Consider the following 25,265-nt stretch of genomic DNA (forward strand, 5'->3'; position numbering starts at 1 on the left):
GACAGGTCCTCGATCATGCCTCATCGGACCCTTCGGACGGGGCCCCGGCGAGGTTACGGCCCGAGAGCGTGCCGCGCTGGAAGGCACCCAGGCTGCGCCCGGCCGCACGCCCGGCCTCCTCCGCCGCGGCGGGCGGCACGGTGAGCGAGGTGGTGGTCTCGTCGTGGTCGGGGACGCTGGCGATGGGCACCTGGCGGGCGCCGCGCCGGGGCAGACCGTGCTTGGTGCGCGTGACGGGTTCGGGCCGGCCGACGGTGCCGCGGACACCGGTCTCCTGCGCATCCACGACCGGAGCGGCCTCCTCCTCGGTCCACAGCTCTTCCGGCAGCAGGACGACCGCGCGCACGCCGCCGTAGCGGGAGACACCGGTGACGTCCACCCGGAAGCCGTACTGCTGCGCGAGCAGGCCGATCACCGGGAAGCCGAACTTCGGCTGGTTGCCCAGCTGCGACAGCCGGGGGCGGTAGTCACCGGAGAGCAGGTCGGTGGCCTTCTGCCGCTCCTCGTCGTTCATGCCGACACCGGCGTCGTCGATGACGATGCACAGGTTCTTCTGCACCCGTTGGAACGTCACCTCGATCGGCGAGCCCGTCTGCGAGAAACTCGCGGCGTTGTCCAGCAGTTCGGCCACGGCGAGCGCCACCGGCGAGACGGTGGACGCCTTCAGCGCGAAGCCCGTCTGCTGCATGATCTCGACGCGCCGGAAGTTACGGATCTGCCCCTGCGCGCTGCGCACCACGTCGTACACGCTCGCGGGACGGTTACGACGGCCCAGCGGCGCACCGCACATCACCGCGATGCCCTGCGCCTTGCGCGCCATCTGCGCGTTGGCGTGGCTGACTTCGAGCAGGTCGCCCAGCACCGAGTGGCCGCCGTACTTGCGCTGGATCTCCTCCAGCAGCGCCAACTGCTCGGCCGCGAGGCTCTGCAGGAAGCGCGCGGAGCCCTTGAGGACGGCCTTGGTGCTGTCCTCGGCCGCCTCCTCGGCCTCCTGGATGGTCTTGGCATGCTCGGTCCGGTGCTGGTGCAACTCTGCTCGTAAAGCGGCGACTTGGGCATCGGCCTCGCTCAGTCTCTGGGTGAGGGCAGCCTCGGAGCGGGCCTTCTTCGCCGCGATGGCCTTGTTGCGACGACTGAGGGCCACGGCCGCGACGAGCGTGATCGCCGTCACGGCAACCAGGCACCACACAAGTACGTCTCGAATCATGGAAACCTTTCCTGGCGGGTAGCCTGCGGCCGTTGGCGGACGGACACCGGGGAGCCGGTGGCACGACCAACCGGGCACGACTCGGCCGCGGTTGCGAAGAAACCGGACTGAGAGCGTTTTCCGCGGCGCCTGAGCCGAGGGGACCAAGGTCACAGACGCGGGGATGCTATCACTCACTTAGGTGAACCTGTGCACCGCGGAGACACCCCAACAGCCCTGCTCCACAGGCGGATTGTGACGTGCGGATGACGGCCGGGAATCCGTTCCGGAAATCTGCCGTTGACAGGGTCAGCGAAGCTGCGCGGCGAACGCCTCGTACGCGCGCTCGTCGAAGAGGACGAACCGCACCTCTTCGACGGCTGTCGGTGTGCTGCGCACCGTCTCCACCGCGATCCGGGCCGCATCGTCCATCGGCCACCGGTACACGCCGGTGGAGATCGCCGGGAACGCGACCGTGCGGGCACCCAGCTCGTCGGCCACGCGCAGCGACTCCCGGTAGCAGGAGGCGAGCAGCGACGGATCGCTTCCCGAGGCCTGGTACACCGGGCCCACCGTGTGGATGACCCAGCGGGCGTCGAGGTCGCCGGCCGTGGTGGCGACCGCCTGGCCCGTGGGCAGGCCCTTGCCGTACCGGGAGGCGCGCAGGGCCTGGCACTCCGCGAGGATCGCGGGACCGCCGCTGCGGTGGATGGCGCCGTCCACTCCGCCGCCGCCGAGCAGCGAGGAATTGGCGGCGTTGACGATCGCGTCGGCGCTCTGCCGGGTGATGTCGCCCTGGACGAGGGTGATGGTGGTCATGTCTGTCTCAGTCTCCGCCATACGGCCTTGGCCGCGTTGTGCCCCGACATGCCGTGCACACCGGGTCCCGGCGGGGTGGCCGAGGAGCAGATGAAGACGGCCGGATGAGGCGTGTGGTACGGGTACAGGGACAGTCTGGGGCGCAGCAGCAGCTGGAGCCCGGAGGCCGCGCCGCAGGCGATGTCGCCGCCGACGTAGTTGGCGTTGTGGGCGGCCAGCTCGGCGGGGCCGGCGGTGGCGCGGGCGAGCACGCGGTCGCGGAATCCGGGGGCGAAGCGCTCCAGTTGGCGTTCCATGGCGTCGGTGAGGTCACCGGACCAGCCGCCCGGGACATGGCCGTACGCCCAGAAGACCTGCTTGCCCTCGGGCGCGCGGGTGGGGTCGACGATGCCGGGCTGCACGGTGATCATGAACGGCCGGTCGGGGGCGCGGCCCTCGCGCGAGGCGGCGCGCAGGGCGGTGCCGATCTCGGCCTGGCTCGCGCCGAGCTGCACGGTGGTGGCGACGCGGGCCTCGGGCGCGGTCCAGGGCACCGGGCCGTCCAGCGCGTAGTCGATCTTGAAGACGCTGGGGCCGTACCGGTAGCGCGCATACGTGTCACCGAAGCCGGCGATGCGGGCGAGCGCGGTGGGCGAGGTGTCGAAGACGTACGCGCGCGCGGGGGGCAGGTCGTCCAGGCGCTTGACCTCGTAGTCGGTGTGCACCGCGCCGCCGAGGTCGGTGAGATACGCGGCGAGGGCGTCGGAGATCGCCTGGGAGCCGCCGCGTGGCACCGGCCAGCCGCGGGCGTGTGCGGCCAGCGCGAAGACCAGGCCGATGGCGCCGGTGGCCAGACCGTCCAGCGGTGACATCACATGCGCGACCAGGCCCGCGAACAGGGCCTTGGCCCGCTCGTCCTTGAAGCGGCGCATCAGCCACGTGGACGGGGGCAGGCCGGCCAGGCCGAAGCGGGCCAGCGTGAGGGGGTCGCGCGGGAGCGCGGTCAGGGGCAGGGACATGAAGTCCCGTACGAGGGTGTCCCAGTGAGCGAGGAACGGCTCGACCAGTCTGCGGTACGCCCCCGCGTCGCGCGGTCCGAAGGAGGCGGCCGTCTCGGCCACCGACCTCGACAGCACGGCCGCGCTGCCGTCGGGGAAGGGATGCGCCATCGGCAGCTCGGAGTGCAGCCACTGCAGTCCGTAGCGCTCCAGGGGAAGGGCGCGGAACGCCGGTGAGTTGATCCCGAGGGGGTGGGCCGCCGAGCACGGGTCGTGCCGGAAGCCCGGGAGGGTCAGCTCCTCGGTGCGGGCGCCGCCGCCGACGGTGGACTTCGCCTCGAACAGGGCCACGGAGAAGCCCCGGCGGGCCAGCTCCACGGCAGCGGTCAGCCCGTTCGGCCCCGCACCCACCACGACCGCATCGAGCATCGACGGCACCTTCGGACCCCTTCGTCAGCCGATGGCCACTGAGGATCAGGATATGCCGGGGGACCGGCATTCCCTGGGGGCGGGGGCCGGCGGAGGCCGGGGCGCCGGGGCGGAGGCCGGGGCGCCGGGGCGGAGGCCGGGGCGCCGGGGCGGAGGCCGGGGCGCCGGGGCGGAGGCCGGCCGGGCCGGGCCCCTGCGCCGGAATCAGGCCGGTGTGCGCAGCAGGCCGGCGATCCGTTCGGCCGTCGCCGTGTCGCGGGCCGCGGTGAAGGGCAGGGCATTGGCGCCGGTGACGCGGAACGGGATGCCGGTGCGGGTGAGGTGGGTGCCGCCCGCCTCCTCGACGAGGAGCAGTCCGGCCGCGTGGTCCCAGGCGGCCTCCCAGGAGAACGCGACGGCGTCCAACTCGCCCCGGGCGATGGCGAGATACTCCAGGCCCGCCGAGCCGCACGGGCGGGGCGCGATCCCCTCGGTCCACAGGCCGCGCAGGGCGCGCTTCTGCTCGTCGGTGGTGTAGTCCGGGTGGGACGTGGCGACGACGAGGTCCCGGCCGGGCTCGGGCGTGCCCGCGAAGAGCCGCTCGCCGTCGAGGAAGGCACCCCGGCCGCGGACCGCGGTGGCCATCCGGCCGCGCGCCGCGGCATAGGTCCAGGAGGCGATGACGACACCCCGGTGGGCGAGCGCGACCAGCGTGCAGAACCCGTCGTCGCCGTGCACGAACTGGCGGGTGCCGTCGACCGGGTCGACGATCCAGACCGGCGCGTCGCCCTGGAGCGCCTCGTACGTCGCCGGGTCGGCGTGCACGGCCTCCTCGCCGACCACGACCGAGCCGGGCAGCAGGGCGCCGAGCGCCTCGGTGAGCCGCTTCTCGGCGAGCCGGTCGGCGTCCGTCACCAGGTCGTGCGGGCCGCTCTTCTGGTCGACCTCGTCCTCGGCGAGGCGGCGGAAGCGGGGCAGGATCTCGGCCGCGGCGGCGTCGCGCACCGCCTCCTCCACGTCGGCCGAGCGGCGGGTGAGAAACTCTTCGATGGTTTCCGTCTCTTCGAGCATGCGTCCATGAGAACATGCCCCACTGACAATCCCCGCCTGCCCGGTGCACACCGGGTGGAATCGGGATGAAGAGCAGGGGCTGCGCATGGTCAGCGGCCCACCGCGTACCCCTGCATCCCGCGTGGGTTCGCCGCCGCCGACAGCACGCCGGTCTCCGGGTCGCGGGCCACCGCGCACAACCGGCCCTCGGACCAGGCGGGGCCGACGGTGACGTCGTGGCCGCGGCGCCGCAGTTCCTCGATCACCCCGGCGTCCGTGCCGGACTCCACGGTCACACTGCCGGGGCGCCGCCCGCGCGGGTGGAAGGAGCTGGGGAAGCTGTCGTTGTGCCAGTTCGGGGCGTCGACGGCGCCCTGCAGGTCGAGGCCGCCGCGGACGGGGGCGCGCAGCGTGGCGGCGAGGAGGAAGTGCAGCTGCCACTGGTCCTGCTGGTCGCCGCCCGGGGTGCCGAACGCCATGACCGGCACGCCGTCGCGCAGCGCGAGGGACGGGGTGAGGGTGGTGCGGGGGCGCCGGCCCGGGGTGAGCGAGTTCGGCAGGCCCTCCTCCAGCCAGGCCATCTGCAGGCGCGTGCCGAGCGGGAAGCCGAGCTCGGGCACGACCGGGTTGGACTGCAGCCAGCCGCCGCTCGGCGTGGCCGCGATCATGTTGCCCCAGCGGTCGACGACGTCCAGGTGGCAGGTGTCGCCGCGGGTCGTGCCGTCGGCGGCGACCTGCGGCTCCCCGGGGAACACGGCGACGGTCGGCTCCCCCGCGCCCATCGGGTCGAACCCGCGCTCACCGGTCTCCACGCGCGCGCGTGCCTGCGCGGGCAGCCGCGGGGTGCGTCCGCCGGGGCTGCCGGGCCGCAGCTCGCGGGAAGCCTCGGCGCCGACCAGGGCGCGCCGGCCGGTGTTGTAGTCGTCCGACAGCAGCTCGGCGAGCGGTACGTCGGCGGCGTCGCCGTACCAGGCCTCGCGGTCGGCCATGGCGAGCTTGCAGTTCTCGATCAGCAGATGGACGTATTCGGCGGAGCCGTACGGCGGCAACTCGTCGGGGAGCAGGGCGAGTTGTTGAAGGAGGACCGGGCCCTGGCTCCACGGGCCGGCCTTGCACACGGTCCAGCCGTGCCAGTCGTACGTCACCGGGGTCTCGTAGCTCGCCGACCAGCCGGCGAGGTCGGCCTCGGTGAGCGTGCCGGTGTGGTGTGCGCCGCTGGTGTCCAGGGCGGGCCGCCGGGACTGGCGCAGCAGGGCCTCGGCGATGAAGCCGGAGCGCCACACCGCGCGCGCGGCGTCGATCCGCGCCTCCCGGTCCCCCGCGCCGGCGGTCTCGGCGAGCAGCCGCTTCCAGGTGGCGGCGAGGGCGGGGTTGCGGAAGAGTTCACCCGGCCGGGGGGACGCGCCGCCGGGCAGATACACCTCGGCCGACGACGTCCACTCCGTCTCGAACAGCCGCCGTACGCTCTCCACGGTCGCACCGAGCTTCTCCACGGGCGCGTGCCCGTGTTCGGCGTATCCGACGGCGTACTTCAGGACGTCGTCGAGGGACTTGGTGCCGTGGTCGCGCAACAGCAGCATCCAGGCGTCGAAGGCGCCGGGCACGGCGGCGGCGAGCGGTCCGGTGCCGGGGACGAGGTCCAGTCCGAGCCCCCGGTAGTGGGTGACGGTGGCGCCGGCCGGGGCCACGCCCTGCCCGCACAGCACGCGCACGTCGCCGCCCGCCGGAGCGAGCAGGATCGGCACCTCACCGGCCGGCCCGTTCAGGTGCGGCTCCACCACGTGCAGCACGAACGCCCCGGCCACGGCGGCGTCGAAGGCGTTGCCGCCGTCCTCCAGGACCGCCATCGCCGACTGCGAGGCCAGCCAGTGGGTGGAGGACACCATGCCGAAGGTGCCCTGCAGGGTGGGCCTGGTGGTGAACACGGGGGCCGCCTCCTCGGTTCGGGTACGTCTCCCGGGTGATCGTAGGAGCATGATCACCGTCCGGGGAACACGGCGGTGGGCCGGGCCGTTGATCTCGCGGGGGAAGCGGCGGCGGGAAGCGGGAGGACGGAGGCCCGGACGGTGACGGTGCACGGTGAGTACAAGGTGCCCGGCGGCAAGCTCGTCGTCGTGGACGTGGCGGCCGAGGACGGAGTGCTGCGGCACGTGCGCGTGGCGGGCGACTTCTTCCTGGAGCCGGACGAAGCGCTGGACGCCGTGAACCGCGCGCTGGAGGGCGCCCCGGCCGACACCGACGCGGCGGGGCTGGCCGCCCGGATCGACGCCGCGCTGCCCGAGGGGACCGTCATGTACGGCCTGACCTCGGAGGGCGTCGGCATCGCGGTGCGCCGGGCGCTCGCGCACGCCACGGACTGGACGGACTACGACTGGCAGCTGATCCACGAGCGCCCGCAGCCGCCCGCACTGCACATGGCGCTGGACGAGGTGCTGACCGCCGAGGTCGCCGCGGGCCGCCGCCCGCCGACTCTCAGAGTGTGGGAGTGGGGCGCCCCCGCGGTGATCATCGGCAGCTTCCAGTCGCTGCGCAACGAGGTGGACCCCGAGGGCGCCGCGCGGCACGGCATCGAGGTGGTGCGGCGGATCTCCGGCGGCGGCGCGATGTTCGTCGAACCGGGCAACACGATCACCTACTCGCTGTCGGTGCCCGACTCCCTCGTACAGGGCCTGTCCTTCCAGGACAGCTACGCCTATCTGGACGACTGGGTGCTCGGTGCCCTCGGCGACATGGGCATCCGGGCCTGGTACCAGCCGCTGAACGACATCGCGACCGACCAGGGCAAGATCGCGGGCGCGGCGCAGAAGCGGATGGTCGGCCCGGACGGCGGCCCGGGGGCCGTGCTGCACCACGTGACCATGGCGTACGACATCGACGCCGACAAGATGCTCGACGTGCTGCGCATCGGCCGGGAGAAGCTGTCGGACAAGGGGACGCGGAGCGCGAAGAAGCGGGTCGATCCGCTGCGCCGGCAGACCGGGCTGCCGCGTGAGGAGGTCATCGACCGGATGATCGAGTCGTTCCGCGCGCGGTACGGCCTGGCGCAGGGCAAGATCACGGACGAGGAGCTGGCGCGGGCCGAGGAGCTGGCGCGGACCAAGTTCTCCACCGGGGAGTGGACGGCCCGGGTGCCGTAGCGGCGGCCCGACCGGAGGCACCGGTTCAGCAGCGGGTCAAGAACTGCCCTCCCCTGGACCAAACGGTCGTATGAGTTCCGTGTACGTCGGCCCCGGCACCCCGACATAGCCGGATTTGCCCCGTTGACCGCTGGCTAACGTGGTCGAGCCCAACAGCCATGCGAGTCCACGGGGAAGAGGTGACGGCGGTGGGGGCGCCGATACGTTCACGGCTGCACGACTTCCTGGAACCGGATCCGGCGGGGGGCGGCCTTCCGCAGCAGGCTCCCGAGCCGCGCCGTTCCGCGTTGCTGGATTTGGTGGACGCCGCGCCGCCGCCCCGGTCGGCCACGGACGACCGCCCGGGCCCGAAGCCCGGCGTGCCCGCATACCACACGCCGGTGTGCGTGCCGGCGCATCCGAGGTCCGTCGCCGGGACGGGCAGGGACGGCCGCCCCGCGCGCGTCCCCTTCGTCGTCGTCGAGCTCTTCGACCACCCCGCGCACGGCACCGTGGCCTTCGCCTTCAGCACCCCGCGGAAGCTGGTGGAGGCCCTCGGCGAGGCCCAGCCCTGGGTCGCCGCATCGCTCGGCCCGCTGACAGAGGGGGTGGCCGAGCAGGGCGTCACCGTGCTGCTGGACCCGCGGCTGACACCCGAGGCCTCCCACTGGCACCCCGCGGACCTGGCCGCCTACGCACGGGAGGTGCGCGGATAATGGCCGACTTCAAGGCGGTCTACGACGATCTCGCCACGATGGCGAAGACGTTCCACGACCAGGCCGGCGACTACCGCAAGCTGCACCCGGACGTGGCACCGCCCGTGGTCAGCGGCGGCGATCCCGGCCTGGACGCTGCGATCAAGGAAGTCGCCGACCTCATCGTCGCCCTGCACATCGGCATGGCCGACCGGATGGACGACCACGGGGACAAGGTCGCGTACGCGCGCGACTCCTTCCACCGGCACGACGTGGACGTCCACGGTGTCTTCGAGGACCTGATGAAGGGCGAGGGCTGATGGGGGACAGCTGGGTCGGCGGCGACATCGGCGGGCTGCACACGATGGCTCAGACGTACAAGAACGCCAAGGACAAACTGGACGGCGTGGTGAAACCGCTCAGCGGCGCCGTCGAGAAGCTGGTCGGCGACGCGAGCTGGCAGGGCGACGCGGCCGAGTCCTTCCGCGCAAGGTGGAGCGAGGACGCGCTTGCCGCCGGCGGCTTCGCCGAGCTGGTGCACGCGGCCGGCGAGATCATCGAAACGCTCGCGAACGCGCTGTCCACGTGCGAGTCGTCCCTGCAGAACGCGCAGCACACCGCGGCCGGCAAGGGGGTGGCGACGGACCCCACGGGCGCGCCGGTGCCGATCATGACGGCGAGTCCCCCGAGCGCGGCCGACCAGAAGGCCATCTCCGCGATGAACGACTACGCCACGGCGCGCAACGAGATCCTGCACACCGCCCAGCACGCGCGTCTGGTGGCGGCGCAGCAGCTGCAGGGGCTGTACGACAAGGTGACGGCGAAGGACGACTCGGTGTCGCAGGGCGACAAGGTCACCCTGTACGACGCGCTGCGCGGCCTGTACGCGTACGACGCCGAGGACGCCCGGGCGGGCGGCATCGAGGCCCGCAAGCACCTCGATGCCGCCAAGGCCGAGGCACAGGACGCCAAGAAGGCGATGCGCGCCGAGCGCAAGGCGTACCAGAAGGCGGGCGAGGCGCTGCCCAAGGACGCGCCCGCCAAGAGCGCGTACCGCGACGCGGTCACCAAGGTCGACGCGCTGGAGGAGGACATCGCCCGCGCCGACAACGGCAGCACCGCGCTGCCGTACGACCGCGCCCTGAACGTCAAGCTGGCCGATGCGGCGGACGCGCTGCGTCTGGGCAAGGGGCTGGAGGCGCTGCCGGACGCCCTGCGGGAGCTGCCGGTCCTGGACGTCGCCGCGGCGGCGGCCTGCGGTCTGATCGAGGCGAAGGACGACCACGACAAGGGCTGGTCCTGGCAGCACTCCGTCGTCGTGGACGGCGGTGTCGCGCTCGGCGGCCTGGCCGCCGGTGCGGCGATCACCGCGGCCCTGCCCGTCGAGGGTGCCGTCGCGGTCGCCGCGGTCGGGGTCGGTGCGGTGATCGTCTCGACGTCCGTCCTCGATCACGCCTTCCACGAGCACTGGAGCGAGGACATTCACGACCACGGGGTGGTCGGTGGCGTGCTGACCGGGACGGGGCACGTCGCCTCCGAGACCTACGACGACGGAAAGCGACTGGTGAAGGACGTCTGGCATGGCATCACGAGCATCTTCTGAGGCGCCCGCCCCCGGGTTCTCCGTCCCCATCCCCGCTCTGCCGAAGCTGGGCCGGACGTGGTACCGGCGCGGGGCGCTCTACTGGCTGTGCCGCGCCCGTACGACGGTCTTCCTCGTCCTCGTCATGGCCATGTTCTGCTTCTTCGCGCTGAGCCTGTACGCGGGGGTCCGTGACCTGCTGCCCTCCACCGCGCGCGTCGTGTGGGACGGCGTGCAGGTCGCCGCGTCCGTCGTGACCCTGGTGTGGGGCTGGGTGACGCAGCGCCGGGGCCACCGCGAGGCGCTGCTGGATCCGCCCACTCCCGAACAGACCCGCCAGGCCAAACGCGACCACGACAGGCGGGTCCCGGGCCGCATCGCCCTGGGCCGCGGACTTGTGGTGCTCGCCGCTCCGGTCATGCCGGCGTTCGCCGCGTACATCGTCGGCTGGCTGGCCGCCTGGACCACCGTCCGGGAATACCCGAGCGAGGTCGGCGCCCGCCGCTGGCTCCAGGAGCACACCAGCGGAACATGACCCGGACCGACACCCCCACCGGCATCCCGTCCCTGCAGGGGCTCGGCACCACCTGGTACGAGCGCGGGGCACGCTACTGGCTGCGCCGTGCTTTCAGCGCCCTGTTCCTGCTCGCCGTGCTGGCCTTCTTCTGCTACATCGCGCTGAGGCTCTATCAGGGCGCCCCGCGCAGCGACATGCCGCCGGGTGTGCGCCGGGTCTGGGACGTGACGATGGTGATCGCCTCCTGTGTGACATTCGTCTGGGGGTGGGTCGGACAACGCCGGGCGCTGCGCAGGCAGTTGCTGGATCCGCCCACGCCCCACGCGTTCCGGGCGGCCAAGCGCGCCGAGGCGGGCCGTGCCCGGTACTGGTCTCGCGCGGGCCTCATCCCGTTGCTGCTCGCGGCGCCGGTCCTGCCCGCGGTCGCCGCGTGGTGCGTGGGCCGGCTCCTGGCCGGGCTCGCCGTCCGCGAGTACCCCAGCGAAGTCGGGGCCCGACGCTGGCTGGACACGCATAACGGGCAGATCCGTACGGGATGAACGCGCTGCCGTGACCGCCCGGGTACAGAGCGCGTTGGCACTTCCGCCCCACAGACAGTCGTGTGACACTGACGTCCCCCGTCCACCATGCGGACTCCCTCCGCACCCCCTCCCCCACGAGAAGTGCGCCGTGCGTTCTCTTCCTCTGCCGCTCGCCCTCACCGCGCGGATCTCACCGGTCGCCGTCCTCGCCTGCGCCGGCTGGGCGCTGACGTCCGGACCGGCCGCGCCGACCGCCGCCGACGGTTCCCCGGCGGGCCAGAAGGCGCCGGCCCAGTCCTCCGCCGCCACCTCCGACCCGTCGTCCACCGCCGGACCGAAGAGGTACACCACCGCGCCCGCGCCCTGCACGAGCGTGCCCGCGGCCACGGTCACGGCGCTGGTGCCCGGGGCGAACACGGCGGGCAAGGAGATCCCGTCGACGGACACCACGCTGCGGCGCACGTGCTCCTGGAACGCGCTGAAGGGGTACTCCTACCGGTGGCTCGACGTGTCGTTCGAGATCGGTGAGTCGGAGCAGGCGGCGAGGCAGGAGTACCAGCAGCGGGTGACCGAGAAGAGCGGCGGCGGGGCCGTGCCGGGGCTCGGCGACAGCGCCTACTCCGTCGTGAACCTCACCACCGAGGACAAGCAGCAGACCCGTGAGGGCGTGGTCATGGTGCGGGTCGCCAACGCCCTGGTGATCGTCACCTACAACGGCAGCGACTTCGACACCAAGAAGGCCCCCGGTACGGACGAGATCAACCAGGGCGCCATCAAGGCGGCCCGAGCCGCGGCTGGCGCACTCGGGGGCGGACAGGGCTGAGCCCGAGCGGGCCGACGGCCCGGCGGCCCCCGTACCACTGCCGCGGCCGCCGTTCCACTTGTCGCGGGTGCAGTGGTCCAGGAGCGCGCTGCGGGCCTTGTCCTCGATCTTCAGCACCAGTCGGTGGCCCTGGGCCAACTGCCGCTGGATGTTGCGGACCTGGAGGTCGAAGATCTGCTCGGCGACCTCGTCGGAGATGAAGTCGAAGACGACGACGTTGCCGCCGATGCGGTTCATCAGCTCGGGCCGGCCGATGACCAGCTCGAAGTGCTTCTTTACGTTGTCCGGCACGACGCTCCGGAGCCACTCGTCGTACACGCGGCTGTCGAGTTCACCCTTGGCCGCCGCCTCGTGCATCAGCCGGAGGGCCGCCCGGAACCCCTCCATGTCGCCGCTGCGGGTGGCGAGCGTGAAGTGGAAGAGGGCGGCGATCATCCTGGACGGCAGGGGCGCCTGGCCGGGCTCCCGCGCTCCGGCGCCCTGCGCTCCCGACAGTTCGGCGAGGATGCCGGACATGTCCTGCGGCTCGACGCTCCCGGGTGCCATCACCTCGGCGAGGGCGAGCAGCTGGGTCAGGAAGTCCCGCTCCTCCGCCGACGTGTCGGTGCCGTCGTCCGGCGCGTCGCCGGTTCCCTCCGGCTCGGACGGGAGCGCGGCGAGGAGTTGCCTCCGCCGGGCCGAACAGCAACGGCGCCAGGGCGGCCAGCGGCTGCGGCAGCGCCGTGTCCGCCCCGTCGAGGAGTTGCCGGCCCGTGCGGAAGAACGCGGCCGTGTCACGGGCCGGCATGGCTTCGGTCATCGCGCCGAACAACCGGAACTACTCATGGACTTGGGGCGTCAGCTGCGGGTGCTCGCGTTCCAGCAGCAGCCGGACGAGCAGCTCGCTGTCCTCCACGAGGCCCGAACTCCCTTGCGCGGGGGGGGGTGCCGAGCCTGGAGAGGAACACGACCCGGTCGGTGATCGACTGGCCCGGGGGTCCCGCCGCCGTCTCACGGTGGAGACGCACCAGCCGGAACCCGGCCAGGGCCACCAGGTCCCGCCGCGCCGCCTCCCGGTCCGCCTCGCCGAGCCGGGCAGACGTACGGGCCTGCTGAAGCAGGGTCAGCGCCGACTCCCGGTCGGCCGGTCCGCCCCCCAGCACGAACCGTACGGCGTGACAGCGGCCGAGCCATGCCGCCACGGCGGCGGCCGTCACTCCCCCGCCATCCCCCGACTGCTCCAACTCGCCCAGAATGGCTCCCAGTTCACCGATCAGGAAGTCGAGCTCGGACCCCCGTGGCCCTTCGTACTCCTCCGGATCGAGCGGTACGGGGAACCTGTCCGCGCGCGCGAGCGCGGCGGCGGCGCGGTCGGGTACGGATGCGGCCCCGGCTTCACTCATGCGTCCACCCCTCCGCTGCCATGGTGCCCCTTCTCCCGGCCCCGCAGCCGGGTTACGGCGCACCTCGCCGGCCTCCCGCCGGAGGACGCCCGGCTCCCGTCCGGTTTCCGCCCGGTCCGCGCGTGGCCCGTGCAGGGCGAAGTCGGCATGCTGGGAGCGCGGTTGAGGGTCCCGCACGCGCGAATGAGGGAGGGAGAGCCCGGTGACGCACCCGGTACCGGCACCTGGCACGTCCGGCCGCCCCCGCGCGCCGTACCGGGAGGTCACCCACGACGCCTACGCGGCCCGCTACACGGCCGGTCTGCGCGTCGAGGCCGCGCACGGCATGGCCGTGCTGTACGGGTGGTGTCCCCGGTGCGGCTGCGCGTTCACGTACACGCACACGGACCGTGTCTTCCGCGCGCCACGCCGCGGACCCCGGCCGGCACACGTCCCGGTGCTCTGCTCGTGCGCGGCGGACCATCCGGGCCGCCCGCCGGGGGAGACGGGCTGCGGTGCCTACTGGAACGTTGTACTGGAGCGGCGGTGACCCCGTCCTGGCAGGTCCGGCCCGGACCCGCCGCGACCCCGGTGGACCGCCAAGCCGCCCGGCGGACACGGGAGGTGCGCGCCGGTGAACTGGCCCGCGCCCGGGAGGCGGCGCTCGCCTGCCGTGGCGGTCTCGCGGCCCTCTTCGTGGGGCTGCTCGGCTTCGGCCTGGTCAAGGGCCGCACCGACGTGGGTGAACTGGCCTCCCCGTACGACGCGTTGGCGGGCGGTGCGCTGCTGCTGTGCCTGCTGTGCGGCACGCTCGGCGCGCTGCTGCTGCTCCGGGCGGCGCACGGCGCGCCCACCGCCGTCCGGCTGCCCACCGGCATGCCCGCCTCCGCCACGGCGCTGCGCCTCGGCGACCGGCTGGAGGCCCGCCGTACGGTACGGGCCCTCACCCGCGGCGTGGCCCTCACGATCGCCTGCGGGGCGCTGCTCGTCACGGGGGTGGCCCTGACCTGGTACGGCCCCGCGAAGGACGGGCCCCGGATCCTGGTGCGCACCCCGTCGGGGGTGGTGTGCGGCGAGCCGGTGCGGACGGCGGACGGGCTGCTGCTCGTCAGGACGGACACCGGCGAGATCACGGTACGGCTCGACCGCGCCGGGGCCCTGGCCGCGGTCGACCACTGCCCGGGGGTGCCGGCCGCGCAGGAGGGCCGGGCCCGGCGGGGACGCACCGCGTGACACCGGCGCGTCCCGCCGACGGGCACCGATCAGCCGGTCGCCCGCTCCCGCCCCGAGACCGCCGTCAGGACCAGGTACAGCACCAGTGACGTGCCGAGCCCGACCGCCCAGCCGTAGTCGGCCAGCGGGGACAGGGCCGGGATGGGGCGGCCGTCGAGCAGGGGCTTGAAGCTGGCGCCGCCGATCGCGAGGACGCCGCCCACGAGGAAGGCGACGACGGCCCGCCAGTTCCAGCCGGCCGCGTACCAGTAGCGGCCGCCCGCGCGGTACAGATCGGCGAGGTCCAGGCGGGTGCGGCGGACCAGCCAGTAGTCGGCGACGAGGATGCCCGCGACCGTGCCGAGCAGCCCGCCGACCAGGCCGAGCCAGGTGAAGATGTAGCCCTGCGGGTCGGAGTACAGCTTCCACGGGAAGATCAGGACCGCGAGGACCGCCGTGATGAGCGCTCCCGTGCGGAAACTCACCTTCCTGGGCGCCACGTTGGAGAAGTCGAAGGCCGGGGAGACGAGGTTGGCCGCGATGTTCACGGAGAGGGTCGCCACCAGGACGGTGACCAGGGCGTAGAGCAGGCCGACCACGTTGTCCGTCTTCGCGGCGAGCTGCACCGGGTCCCAGACCGGCTGGCCGTAGACCGCCTGCGAGCCGGACGTCACCAGCACCGACAGGAAAGCGAACAGCGTCATGGTCGTCGGCAGGCCGAGTGCCTGGCCCCAGGTCTGGGCCTTCTGGCTCCTGCCGTAGCGGGTGAAGTCGGGGATGTTCAGCGACAGCGTGGACCAGAAGCCGATCATGCCCATCAGGGAGGGCCAGAACAGCTTCCAGAAGTGGCCGCCCCAGCCGAGCTTCGACGGCTGGTCGAACAGCGGGCCGACGCCGCCGGCCTTGCCGCTCATCCAGGCCAGCATCACCACGGCGCCGACGATCACGAACGGCGCCGCCCAGTTCTCGAAGCGGCGGATGGTCTCCATGCCCCGGTAGATGATGGCGACCTGGATCAGCCAGAAGATCGCGAACGACAGCCACATGGTCCAGGCGTAGCCGCCCACGTGCGCCGCGTTCGACCAGCTGTCGCCGATCAGCTTGCCGGCGAGGAAGTAGATGGCCTCGCCGCCGATCCAGGTCTGGATGCCGAACCAGCCGCAGGCCACCAACGCCCGTACGACGGCGGGCAGGTTGGCGCCGCGCACCCCGAAGGAGGCGCGGGCGAAGACCGGGAAGGGGATGCCGTACTTGGGGCCCGCGTGCCCGGTGAGCAGCATCGGGACGAGGACGATCAGGTTGGCCAGGGCGATGGTGAACACCGCCTGCTTCCAGTCCATCCCGACGGCGATCAGGCCGGAGGCGAGCGTCCAGGAGGCCGTGTTGTGGGCCATGCCGACCCACAGCGCGGAGAAGTTGTACGTGGTCCAGGTGCGCTTGCCGGCCGGGACCGGCAGCAGGTCCTCGTTGGCGTACGGACCACTGGGCGGCGGGGTGCCGGGAGCGAGTTCCACGCGCCCGTCGGGGAGGGTGACCTGGCCGGACGGGGGTATCGCCGGGGGAGCGGTGTCGGTCATGGGCTGGCCAATCGGGGTGAGGTGGGTCGGGGAGTGGCCGTGCGGGCACCAGCCCCCTCCCCGGGACGGCGGGGAGGGGAGACCATGAGGGGCGTGGGGGGACTCGGGGGATGTGAACCAAGGGGAGGGTGTCAGGCGTTGAGGGCCGGGATCACCTTCGTGCCGTAGGCGTCGATGGTGGCCTCCTGGGCGTCGTGCATGTCGTACACGGCGAACTGGTCGACGCCCAGCGCGCGCAGCGCCTTCAGTTTCTCGATGTGCTTCTCGGCGGGGCCGATGACGCAGAAGCGGTCCACGATCTCGTCGGGCACGAACGCGGTGTCGGGGTTGTCGGCGCGTCCGTGGTGGGAGTAGTCGTAACCCTCGCGGGCCTTGATGTAGTCGGTGAGTTCGTCGGGGACCTGGGCGGAGTGCTCGCCGTACTTGGCGACGAGGTCGGCGACGTGGTTGCCGACCATGCCGCCGAACCAGCGGCACTGCTCGCGTGCGTGGGCGAGCGCCTCGGGCGAGTCGTCGGCCGTGACGTAGGCGGGGGCGGCGACGCAGATCGTCACCTCGGACGGGTCGCGTCCGGCGGCCACGGCCGCGTCCTTGACCGCCTTGACCATGTACTCGGTGAGGTAGAGGTCGGAGAGCTGGAGGATGAAGCCGTCGGCCTCCTCACCGGTCATCTTCAGCGCCTTCGGGCCGTACGCGGCCATCCATACGGGCAGTTCGGCGCCCGCCTTGATCCACGGGAAGCGGATCTTCGTGCCGCCGAGGTCGGCCTCCTCGCCGCTGCCGAGGGCGCGGATGACCTTCATCGCCTCGCTGATGCGGGCCAGGGTGTTGGGTTTGCGGCCCGCCACGCGCATCGCGGAGTCGCCGCGGCCGATGCCGCACACGGTGCGGTTGCCGAACATGTCGTTGAGGGTGGCGAAGGTGGAGGCGGTGACCTCCCAGGTGCGGGTGCCCGGGTTGGTGACCATCGGGCCGACCGTCAGCTTCTGGGTGTTGGCGAGGATCTGACTGTAGATCACGAACGGTTCCTGCCAGAGCACGGCGGAGTCGAAGGTCCAGCCGTACCGGAAGCCGTTGCGCTCGGCCCGTTTCATCAGGCTGATGACGCGGGAGGCCGGCGGGTCGGTCTGCAGGACGAGTCCGAAGTCCATGGGCGCCACTCCTCGTTCGAATAGCTTTCGATTAGTTGAGGTACTGACAGGTGGAGCGCGGGGTGTAGACGCCGTGGCCGGCGTGTCCGGTGTACTCCCGCTCGGTGATGACGGGCACACCGCGCGAGAGCACGGTCTCGACCCGGCCTGTGGTCCGCTTGCCCTCGTAGGCCGAGTAGTCGACGTTCATGTGGTGGGTCTGGGCCGACATGATCTGCTCGGCGTGCGGGTCGTAGATGACGATGTCGGCGTCGGCGCCCGGGGCGATGGTGCCCTTCTTCGGGTACAGGCCGAACATGCGGGCCGGGGTGGCGCAGGCGATCTCGATCCAGCGGCGGCGGGAGATGTGCCCGTCGACGACGGCCTGGTGCAGCAGGTCCATGCGGTTCTCGACGCCGGGCAGGCCGTTGGGGATCTTGGAGAAGTCGCCGCGGCCCAGCTCCTTCTGGCCGGTGAAGCAGAACGGGCAGTGGTCGGTGGAGACCACCTGGAGGTCGTTCGTCCGCAGCCCCTGCCACAGCTTGGCCTGGTGTTCGCGCGGCCTCAGCGGGGTGCTGCACACATACTTCGCGCCCTCGAAGTCCGGCTCGGCGAGGTTGTCGGTGGACAGGAACAGATACTGCGGGCAGGTCTCGCCGAAGACGGGGAGCCCCTCGTCCCGCGCCCGCGCCAGCTCGGCCACCGCCTCCATCGCCGAGACGTGCACGACGTACAGGGGGGCGCCGGCCACCTGCGCGAGCCGGATGGCGCGGTGGGTGGCCTCGGCTTCGAGCAGGGCCTTGCGGACTTCCCCGTGATACCGGGGGTCGGTCTCACCGCGGTCGAGGGCCTGCTGCACCAGCACGTCGATGGCGATGCCGTTCTCGGCGTGCATCATGATCAGGCCGCCGTTGTCGGCGGAGCGCTGCATGGCGCGCAGGATCTGCCCGTCGTCGCTGTAGAAGACCCCGGGGTACGCCATGAACTGCTTGAAGGAGGTCACCCCCTCCTCCACCAGCAGGTCCATCTCCTTCAGCGTCTCGTCGTGGACGTCGGAGACGATCATGTGGAAGGCGTAGTCGATCGCGCAGTTGCCCTCGGCCTTGGCGTGCCAGGCGTCCAGGCCCTCGCGCAGGGTGTGTCCGACGCTCTGCACCGCGAAGTCCACGATCGTCGTCGTACCGCCCCAGGCGGCGGCGCGGGTGCCGGTCTCGAAGGTGTCGGAGGCGAAGGTCCCGCCGAACGGCAGCTCCATGTGGGTGTGCGCGTCGACACCGCCCGGGATGACGTACTTCCCGGTGGCGTCGACGACCCGCTCGGCGGTGAACGCCCCGGCGGCGGGGGTGCCGGAGGCGGCGAGGGCGGCGATGCGGCCGTCCTCGATCAGGACGTCGGCGTGGATCTCGTCGGAGGCGGTGATGACGAGTCCTCCGCGGATGACTGTACGGCCGGTCATGCTGCTCCCTCGGTCAACTCGGTTACGGTCAGGGTGCGGTCAGCGGCGTGTACGCCCCCGGCGCCCGGTCCCGGTAGAACTGCCAGCGGTCCCGGACCTCGCGGAGCTTCGCCAGGTCCAGGTCGCGGACGACGAGTTCGGTCTCCTTGTCGCTGGCGACCTCGCCGACGAACTGGGCCTCGGGGTCCACGAAGTAGGTCGTGCCGTAGAAGTCGTTGTCGCCGAGGTCCTCCACGCCGACCCGGTTGATCGCGCCGACGAAGTACTCGTTGGCGACGGCGGCCGCGGGCTGCTCCAGCTGCCAGAGGTAGCGGGACAGGCCGCGCGAGGTGGCCGAGGGGTTGAAGACGATCTCGGCGCCGGCGAGGCCCAGCGCCCGCCAGCCCTCGGGGAAGTGGCGGTCGTAGCAGATGTAGACGCCGATCCTGCCGACGGCCGTGTCGAAGACGGGCCAGCCGCTGTTGCCGGGACGGAAGTAGAACTTCTCCCAGAATCCCTGGACCTGGGGGATGTGGGTCTTGCGGTACTTGCCGAGGTAGGAGCCGTCCGCGTCGATCACGGCGGCGGTGTTGTAGAGGACGCCGGGCTGCTCCTCCTCGTACATCGGCAGGACGAGGACGATGCCCAGTTCCCGGGCGAGCGCCTGGAAGCGCTGCACGGTCGGACCCTCGGGGATCCGCTCGGCGTACTCGTAGAAGGCCTTGTCCTGGACCTGGCAGAAGTAGGGGCCGTAGAACAGCTCCTGGAAGCAGAGGACTTGGGCGCCCTGGGCGGCGGCGTCGCGGGCCGCCTGCTCGTGGACCTGGATCATGGATTCCTTGTCGCCGGTCCAGGCGGTCTGGAACAGGGCGGCGCGGATCACTCGGCTCATCGGGACCTCCGGTAGCTCGGTGTGCGGTGAGCCTAGAAAGCCGGAGCAGGCCGTTGGATTGGCAGCGTGTCACGTCTGCGGGGCGTGGGCGTGCCACCGTGTCACGCGTTCGCTGACCCATGTTTCACCGCCGTTTTCGCAGGTCGTCGCATGTTTCACCGCTGTTGCGCATCGTGCGCGAGGAGCGCGATGTGGACCGAGGCCGCCTGTTCGAAGTCGTCGAGGTCGACGCCGAGGCGGGCCTGTATCGCCTCCAGGCGGCGGTAGAGGGCGGGCCGGGAGACGTGGTGGAGCTGGGCGGTGCGGGACTTGTTGCGGCCGGTCGCGAGATAGGTCCGCAGCACGTTCAGCAGCTCGGGTTCGGCGGCGCACAGCAGCCCGTCCAGCTCCCGTTCGGCGAAGGACTGCACCTGCGGGTCGTCGCGCAGCAGCCGGATCAGGCCGCGCAGATGCACGTCCTTGAGGCGTACGACGGCCGGGAGGTCCAGGGCGTGGGGGGAGTCGGCGACGGCGTCGGCGACGTGCCGGGACTCCCGCAGTCCGGCCGGTACGTCGTCCCAGGCGGTACGGGGATCCGCCGCGGCCACCACGACGTCGGACCCGGTGCGCAGCCGGGCCGCGAAGTGCCCGGTGAGGGCCTCGGCGTCCTGGTCCCGGGCGAGGCTGAGCAGGACGGCGCTCGCCCCGTCGGCGAGTTCGGCGACGAGCCCGGACAGCCCCAGCAGCCGGAGCACCCGGTCGAGTTGCCCGGGGCTCCGGCCGAGGACGACGAGCGGCACGAAGGTGCGCCGGTTGACCGGCAGTCCGGCGGCGCGGGCCCGGGGCAGCAGCTGCCGGGCCGGTACGACGCCGGAGACGAGGTCGGTCAGCAGGCTCTGCGCGGACTGCTCCTCCCAGCTGCGCGCGGAGCCGCCGTCGAGCATGCGGTGCAGCACGAGCGCCTCGGCGGCCCGGTCGGCGAGCAGCCGTCCGGTGGCCGGCTCGCCCCGGAAGCCGCACAGCAGCAGCCGGCCCCAGCGCTCCCCGCGGCCGCCCAGCTCGGCGCTGAACCAGCCCTCGCCGTCGGCGCCGCCGGCCTGCCGGGCGATCCGTTCCCAGTCGCGCAGCACGTCGTCCACGGCGGACCGCTCCCCCGCCGTGGCGAGGACGCGGTGGGCGAGGTTGGTGACGACGACGGGGCAGCCGCTGTGCACGGCGACCTCGTCGAGAAGCCGCCCGAGGGGGACGCCGGCCGTGATGAGGCCGGTGAGCGCGCTGCGGACCGACTCCGAGAGGCTGACGGCGGCGAACTTGCGCCGTACCAGCCGGGACTGAACCTCCTCCGTCAGCTCGGCGAAGGGGAAGGGCCGGTGCAGCACCACCATGGGCAGCCCGCAGCGGTCCGCCGCGCGGCGCATCGCGTCCGGCGGCGCGGGGAACGCCCGCCCGAGACCGAGGACGACGGCGGCCGCCTCGGCCCGGTACAGGGACTGGATGTACTCGGCCTGTTTGCTCTCGTCACCGGCGAGCAGCACGCCGGTGGTGAGGACCATCTCGCCGCCGCTGAGCATCACGCCGACGTCGGCGGCCTCGGCGACATGTACCCAGCGCACCGGCCGGTCCAGCTGCCCGGCCCCGGCCACCACCTCGGGCTCCCCGGCCAGGACCCGTTCCAGGGACAGCACCTGGCGGACGGAGAGCACGGGTTCCCAGCCGTACCGGGTCTCGGAGGTGGTGGTCATGGCCGTACACCTGTTTCTCTAGTACGCGCTGCGAAGCGCCTGTTCGAGGATCGCCGCGCCCTCCTCCGCCTCCGCCACCGTCAGGGACAGCGGGGGTGCGATGCGCAGGGCGCTGGTGTCGTGGCCGCCGCCCTTGCCGATGAGCAGGCCGCCGGCGCGGGCCGCCTCCAGGACGGCGGAGGCCGCCCGCGGATCGGCCTCGTCCGTGCCCGGCCTGGTCAGCTCGATGCCGATCATCAGCCCGCGCCCGCGCACCTCGCGTACGCCGGGCAGCTGGGCGGCGGCGGCCCGCAGCCGCTCGATGAGCAGCCCGCCGACCCGGCGGGCGTTGCCCTGGAGGTCGTGCTCCAGCAGGTAGGTGAGGTTGGCGAGGCCGGCGGCCATGGTGATCTGGGTGCCGCCGAACGTGGAGATGCTGTTGGCGTCCAGGCAGTTCATGATCTCGGCGCGGGCGATGACCCCGCCGATGGACATGCCGTTGCCGATGCCCTTGGCGAAGGTGACGATGTCCGGCGGACCGCTCCGGGCGTGCGCCTGCCAGCCCCAGAAGTGCTCGCCGGTGCGGCCCCAGCCGGTCTGCACCTCGTCGGCGATCCACAGGACGCCGTGCTCGTCCAGGACCTCGCGGAAGGCGGCGTAGAGGCCGTCGGGCGGGGAGGTGAAGCCGCCGACGCCCTGAATGGGTTCGGCGATCAGCGCGGCGGGCGGCCGGATGTGCCCGAGGATGTCCCTGAGGTCGGCCACGCACGCGTCGGTGAACGCGCGGTCGTCCAGCCCGGCGAACGGGCCCCGGCCGCGCACCGCGCCGTGCACGTAGTGGGTCTGGAGCGGGGACAGGGAGGTCGGGGACCAGCCGCGGTTGCCGGTGATGCCGACCGTGCTGAAGGAGCGCCCGTGGTAGCTGTTGCGCATCGCCAGGACGGTGTTGCTGCGCCGGTGGGCGGTGGCGAGGAGCAGGGCGGTGTCGTTGGCCTCGGTGCCGGAGGTGGTGAAGAAGACCCGGGCGTCCGGGATGCCGCTCACCTGGGCGATGCGCTCGGCGAGTTCGACCATCGGCCGGTTCAGATAGAGCGTCGAGGAGTGGATGATCCGCCCGGCCTGCTCGCTGACGGCCTTGGTGACCTCGGGCAGCGCGTGCGCGGTCATCGTGGTCAGGATGCCGCCGAAGAAGTCCAGGTACTTGTTGCCGGCGGAGTCCCAGACGTGGCGTCCCTCGCCGTGGGTGATCTCGATCGGCTCGTCGTAGTACAGGGCCAGCCAGTCGGGCAGGACCTGGCGGTGGCGGGAGTAGAGGTCGTTCACGGCTGGATCAGTCCTTCGTAGGCGTCGGGGCGGCGGTCGCGGTAGAAGGCCCACTGCTGCCGCACTTCGTCGATCAGGCCGAAGTCGAGGTCGCGGACGAGGAGTTCCTCGGACTTGTCGCTCGCGGTCTCGCCCACGAACTGCCCACGCGGATCAACGAAGTAACTGGTCCCGTAGAAGTCGTTGTCGCCGTACTCCTCCCGGCCCACGCGGTTGATGGCGGCGACGAAGTACTCGTTGGCGACGGCCGCGGCGGGCTGCTCCAGCTGCCACAGGTACGCCGACAGGCCGCGGTGGGTGGCGGAGGGGTTGTAGACCAACTGGGCACCGTTGAGACCGAGTTGCCGCCAGCCCTCCGGGAAGTGCCGGTCGTAGCAGATGTAGACGCCGATGCGCCCGACGGCGGTGTCGAAGACGGGCCAGCCGACGTTCCCGGGCCTGAAGTAGTACTTCTCCCAGAAGCCCTTGACCTGCGGGATGTGGTGCTTGCGGTACTTGCCGAGGTAGGTGCCGTCGGCGTCGATCACGGCGGCGGTGTTGTAGTAGAAGCCGGACTGCTCGACCTCGAAGACCGGGACGACGATCACCATGCCGGTCTCGCGCGCGAGATCCCGCATACGGCGCACGGTCGGTCCGTCGGGAACGGGCTCGGCCCACCGGTAGTGCTCGGGCTCCTGGACCTGGCAGAAGTAGGGCGCGTTGAAGACTTCCTGGAACCCGATGACCTTGGCACCCTGCCGGGCCGCCTCGCGGGCGTGCTCCTCGTGTTTCGCCACCATGGACTCCGTGTCGCCGGTCCAGGTGGCCTGGACCAGTGCGGCGCGTACGACGTTGGCCATGAGCTGCTCCTTCGACGGGACGCCAGAGCCTCTACGCCCGTAGAGCAGGCGGTAGAGGGATGAAAGTAAGCCTCCTGGAGGCCCTTGCCAAGACCATCGTCGTCAACCCGCGGAGTCGATCACGTTTCACACGCCGATGGGCGTGCGGACGATCCGGCCGGCGGAGCGAAGCGGGACACACCGGGACGAGCCTTCCGCGATTCGCTCACGCACTGTGTCCGGCGACCCGCAGGGCGTGCACGAGGTCCCAGTACCGCTCCTCGGATACGGCGCGGGCGGCCTCCAGCAGCAGGGGCACGAGCCGGCCGGGATCGGGAAGGACGGCACGGGCGGCCTCCTCCGCCGTCCGCGCCCGCGCACAGGCGTCCAACAACGCCCGGGCCTCCCGCCCTCTCCCCTCGTCCGCCAGGCGCAGCACGGCGGCCCCGACCTGCTCGGCCGGCCGGGCCACCCCCTGCCGCAGCAACTGCCGCCCGTCGGCGTCCCGCCCGGCGCCGGCCAGCGCGTCGGCGACGCCGACCAGCCGCTCAGGAGGCAGCGAGGCGGCCTCCCACAACAACGTCGCCCAGTCCGCCCCGAGCCCGGCGGCGCGCAGCGCGTCGGCGAGCAGCGGAAACCGGCCGGCCGGCCACTGCGCGACCTCGGCGAGCAGCACATGCGCCTCCCCGCTGCGCCCCTCGGCGCGCAACCGGGCGAGCCGCTCGACGGCACCGACGACGGCCGCGCCGGCTTCACCGTCCACCTCCTCGAAGCCGACCGCCTCCGCCTGCGCCTCCCCGGCCTGCTCCACTCCCCCGGCGAACCGCGCACCCCGCGGCCTGCCCGGCGCGGCAGCCTGCGGCAGCGCGGCCGACGGCACGGGCACCTGCGGTACGGCGACGGGGGCCGCTGCGTCCTCGGCCATCCCGGCGAAGCGGGCACTGCCACGGCGGCGTTTGCGGGAGGTGGTGGGGGCGGCTGGGGCAGGGGGTGGAGGCGGGGCGGATGCGGCGGCGGGCACGGCGTTCGGGGTGCGCGGGGTGAGGGACGCAGGGGTCGGAGTGGGAGCGGTGGCAGGCGCGGGATTCGGGATGGGCGCGGCGACGGACGCGGCGTTCGGAGTGGGAGCGGTGGCAGGCGCGGGGTTCGGAGTGGGCGCGGTGCGCGAGGAGGGGGTCGCGGTGGCGTGTATGCGGGATGTGCGGGTTGGGCGGGCCGGCGCCGAGTGCGCGGCGGGTGCGGCAGGGCCGGCGGCCGGGGCAGGGCGGAAGTCGGGCGCCGGGAGGGCCTGGCCGGGTCCGGATCCGGCGGGGCCGAAGGCCCGGGCAGGGAGGGAGCCGGAGGCTCCGAAGGCCTGGTCAGGTTCGGGCCGGGCGGGGACGGGCATCTCCGCCCGCCCGGAATCGACAGCCACAGGACGCCCCACACCCTCACCCGACGACCCCGACACCCCACCCCGGCCGCCGCCCAAGGCCACCCGGCCCCCGCCGCCGTCACCACGCACCGGCATCTCCGCCCGCCCGGAATCCGCGGCCGAGAGGTGCCCCGGATCCGCAGCCCACTGCCCCCGTACCGCTCCCGCCCGACTGCCCGTCGCACGGCGGTCCAGCTCCCGGAGGCGGCGCTGGAGTTCCTCGCACCGGGCGGACGCGCGGGCGTGGTCGTCGTGGGCCCAGGCGAGGTCGAGGCGCAGGGCGTCGGTCTCCGGGCCGGAGGCCGCCGTGGAGAGCAGGCGGGCCAGTTCGGTCTGGCGGTCGGCGGCGTACCGCTGCTCGCGGAGCATGACGTCGAGGCGGTCGGCCAGGGCCTCGCGCGCCCCGGGGCGGGCGTCGTACGCCGCGAGGGCCGCCCGGTAGAGAGCTCGGGCCCGCTCCCGCTCGGTGTCTGCCGCGGGCGCACCGTATGCCGCCGCGAGGTCGTCCAGCAGGGCCGCCACCACGTCCCACGGCGGCACCTCGCGCCCCTGAAGGCAGGCCCGCATGCCCTCGGGGTCACGCTGCCAGAAGACGCCGCTCCAGCCTTCCCCCTGGTCCAGGCGTGCCAGCAGACCGTTCAGGTAGCCCGCGAACTCCCGCACCTCACCAGGGAGTTGATCCACCGCCATCGCCCAGCTCCCACCCGAC

Annotated in this window: 23 protein-coding genes; 9 read left to right on the plus strand and 14 right to left on the minus strand. The window is 72.6% G+C overall.

Features of this window, described 5'->3' with window-relative positions:
- Nucleotides 1–13 precede the first annotated feature (13 nt).
- The 5 genes from O1G22_RS08275 to O1G22_RS08295 all read right to left on the minus strand — a co-directional run bounded on the left by O1G22_RS08275 (nucleotide 14) and on the right by O1G22_RS08295 (nucleotide 6,365).
- Complete coding sequence (locus O1G22_RS08275; RefSeq protein WP_270080722.1) at nucleotides 14–1,207, minus strand: sensor histidine kinase; 1,194 nt, start codon at nucleotides 1,205–1,207, stop codon at nucleotides 14–16.
- 288 nt (nucleotides 1,208–1,495) lie between these two features.
- Nucleotides 1,496–2,005 (minus strand): O-acetyl-ADP-ribose deacetylase, encoded by a 510-nt coding sequence (locus O1G22_RS08280; RefSeq protein ID WP_270080723.1) that lies wholly within the window; start codon nucleotides 2,003–2,005, stop codon nucleotides 1,496–1,498.
- Nucleotides 2,002–3,420: a phytoene desaturase family protein gene (locus tag O1G22_RS08285; protein ID WP_225101612.1), complete on the minus strand. Its 1,419-nt coding sequence runs from the start codon at nucleotides 3,418–3,420 to the stop codon at nucleotides 2,002–2,004. The genes O1G22_RS08280 and O1G22_RS08285 overlap by 4 nt, the downstream gene beginning before the upstream one ends.
- A 195-nt stretch (nucleotides 3,421–3,615) precedes the next feature.
- Nucleotides 3,616–4,461: an inositol monophosphatase family protein gene (locus tag O1G22_RS08290; protein ID WP_225101611.1), complete on the minus strand. Its 846-nt coding sequence runs from the start codon at nucleotides 4,459–4,461 to the stop codon at nucleotides 3,616–3,618.
- Nucleotides 4,462–4,550: 89 nt separating this feature from the next.
- Nucleotides 4,551–6,365, minus strand: a complete 1,815-nt coding sequence (locus O1G22_RS08295; RefSeq protein ID WP_270080724.1) for a gamma-glutamyltransferase family protein — start codon at nucleotides 6,363–6,365, stop codon at nucleotides 4,551–4,553.
- Nucleotides 6,366–6,512: 147 nt separating this feature from the next.
- Between O1G22_RS08295 and lplAB the strand changes: the two genes are divergently transcribed.
- From lplAB to O1G22_RS08330, 7 genes are all read left to right on the plus strand, one after another.
- Nucleotides 6,513–7,577, plus strand: coding sequence for a lipoate-protein ligase LplAB (lplAB, locus tag O1G22_RS08300; protein ID WP_270086368.1), 1,065 nt, complete (start codon nucleotides 6,513–6,515; stop codon nucleotides 7,575–7,577).
- Nucleotides 7,578–7,765: 188 nt separating this feature from the next.
- Nucleotides 7,766–8,272 carry an SAV_915 family protein gene (locus O1G22_RS08305; RefSeq protein ID WP_270080725.1) on the plus strand — a complete coding sequence of 169 codons (507 nt, stop codon included), beginning with the start codon at nucleotides 7,766–7,768 and terminating at the stop codon, nucleotides 8,270–8,272.
- Entirely contained in the window at nucleotides 8,272–8,571 is a 300-nt protein-coding gene (locus O1G22_RS08310; RefSeq protein WP_225101608.1) for a DUF6317 family protein, read from the plus strand. The genes O1G22_RS08305 and O1G22_RS08310 overlap by 1 nt, the downstream gene beginning before the upstream one ends.
- On the plus strand, nucleotides 8,571–9,854 hold the full coding sequence (locus O1G22_RS08315; RefSeq protein ID WP_270080726.1) for a WXG100 family type VII secretion target: 1,284 nt from the start codon (nucleotides 8,571–8,573) through the stop codon (nucleotides 9,852–9,854). Before O1G22_RS08310 ends, O1G22_RS08315 begins: the two co-directional genes overlap by 1 nt.
- Nucleotides 9,832–10,368 carry a hypothetical protein gene (locus O1G22_RS08320; RefSeq protein WP_270080727.1) on the plus strand — a complete coding sequence of 179 codons (537 nt, stop codon included), beginning with the start codon at nucleotides 9,832–9,834 and terminating at the stop codon, nucleotides 10,366–10,368. The genes O1G22_RS08315 and O1G22_RS08320 overlap by 23 nt, the downstream gene beginning before the upstream one ends.
- Complete coding sequence (locus O1G22_RS08325; RefSeq protein WP_270080728.1) at nucleotides 10,365–10,889, plus strand: hypothetical protein; 525 nt, start codon at nucleotides 10,365–10,367, stop codon at nucleotides 10,887–10,889. The genes O1G22_RS08320 and O1G22_RS08325 overlap by 4 nt, the downstream gene beginning before the upstream one ends.
- A gap of 130 nt (nucleotides 10,890–11,019) precedes the next feature.
- On the plus strand, nucleotides 11,020–11,694 hold the full coding sequence (locus O1G22_RS08330; protein WP_270080729.1) for a hypothetical protein: 675 nt from the start codon (nucleotides 11,020–11,022) through the stop codon (nucleotides 11,692–11,694).
- Between the two features lie 821 nt (nucleotides 11,695–12,515).
- Here the strand turns inward: O1G22_RS08330 and O1G22_RS08335 are convergent.
- Nucleotides 12,516–13,076 carry a hypothetical protein gene (locus tag O1G22_RS08335; RefSeq protein ID WP_270080730.1) on the minus strand — a complete coding sequence of 187 codons (561 nt, stop codon included), beginning with the start codon at nucleotides 13,074–13,076 and terminating at the stop codon, nucleotides 12,516–12,518.
- Between the two features lie 202 nt (nucleotides 13,077–13,278).
- On the opposite strand from O1G22_RS08335, the gene O1G22_RS08340 reads away from it, so the two are divergent.
- Nucleotides 13,279–13,605, plus strand: a complete 327-nt coding sequence (locus O1G22_RS08340; protein ID WP_270080731.1) for a hypothetical protein — start codon at nucleotides 13,279–13,281, stop codon at nucleotides 13,603–13,605.
- On the plus strand, nucleotides 13,602–14,288 hold the full coding sequence (locus tag O1G22_RS08345; RefSeq protein WP_270080732.1) for a hypothetical protein: 687 nt from the start codon (nucleotides 13,602–13,604) through the stop codon (nucleotides 14,286–14,288). Before O1G22_RS08340 ends, O1G22_RS08345 begins: the two co-directional genes overlap by 4 nt.
- A 29-nt stretch (nucleotides 14,289–14,317) precedes the next feature.
- Here the strand turns inward: O1G22_RS08345 and O1G22_RS08350 are convergent, their stop codons facing one another.
- The 8 genes from O1G22_RS08350 to O1G22_RS08385 form a co-directional block, all read right to left on the minus strand.
- Complete coding sequence (locus tag O1G22_RS08350; protein ID WP_270080733.1) at nucleotides 14,318–15,844, minus strand: NCS1 family nucleobase:cation symporter-1; 1,527 nt, start codon at nucleotides 15,842–15,844, stop codon at nucleotides 14,318–14,320.
- A gap of 131 nt (nucleotides 15,845–15,975) precedes the next feature.
- Nucleotides 15,976–16,995 carry a TIGR03842 family LLM class F420-dependent oxidoreductase gene (locus tag O1G22_RS08355; protein WP_270080734.1) on the minus strand — a complete coding sequence of 340 codons (1,020 nt, stop codon included), beginning with the start codon at nucleotides 16,993–16,995 and terminating at the stop codon, nucleotides 15,976–15,978.
- Nucleotides 16,996–17,026: 31 nt separating this feature from the next.
- Nucleotides 17,027–18,430 carry a dihydropyrimidinase gene (hydA, locus tag O1G22_RS08360; RefSeq protein WP_270080735.1) on the minus strand — a complete coding sequence of 468 codons (1,404 nt, stop codon included), beginning with the start codon at nucleotides 18,428–18,430 and terminating at the stop codon, nucleotides 17,027–17,029.
- A gap of 28 nt (nucleotides 18,431–18,458) precedes the next feature.
- Nucleotides 18,459–19,301, minus strand: coding sequence for a nitrilase-related carbon-nitrogen hydrolase (locus O1G22_RS08365; protein WP_270080736.1), 843 nt, complete (start codon nucleotides 19,299–19,301; stop codon nucleotides 18,459–18,461).
- A 155-nt stretch (nucleotides 19,302–19,456) separates the two neighbouring features.
- Nucleotides 19,457–21,022 carry a PucR family transcriptional regulator gene (locus O1G22_RS08370; protein ID WP_270080737.1) on the minus strand — a complete coding sequence of 522 codons (1,566 nt, stop codon included), beginning with the start codon at nucleotides 21,020–21,022 and terminating at the stop codon, nucleotides 19,457–19,459.
- Between the two features lie 18 nt (nucleotides 21,023–21,040).
- On the minus strand, nucleotides 21,041–22,324 hold the full coding sequence (locus O1G22_RS08375; protein WP_270080738.1) for an aspartate aminotransferase family protein: 1,284 nt from the start codon (nucleotides 22,322–22,324) through the stop codon (nucleotides 21,041–21,043).
- A complete protein-coding gene (locus O1G22_RS08380; RefSeq protein ID WP_225101584.1) occupies nucleotides 22,321–23,163 on the minus strand; it encodes a nitrilase-related carbon-nitrogen hydrolase in 843 nt (280 codons plus the stop codon). Before O1G22_RS08380 ends, O1G22_RS08375 begins: the two co-directional genes overlap by 4 nt.
- Nucleotides 23,164–23,368: 205 nt before the next feature.
- Nucleotides 23,369–25,246, minus strand: a complete 1,878-nt coding sequence (locus tag O1G22_RS08385; RefSeq protein ID WP_270080739.1) for a hypothetical protein — start codon at nucleotides 25,244–25,246, stop codon at nucleotides 23,369–23,371.
- Nucleotides 25,247–25,265 lie beyond the last annotated feature (19 nt).

This window comes from Streptomyces camelliae (assembly GCF_027625935.1).
Classification (GTDB): Bacteria; Actinomycetota; Actinomycetes; order Streptomycetales; family Streptomycetaceae; genus Streptomyces; species Streptomyces camelliae.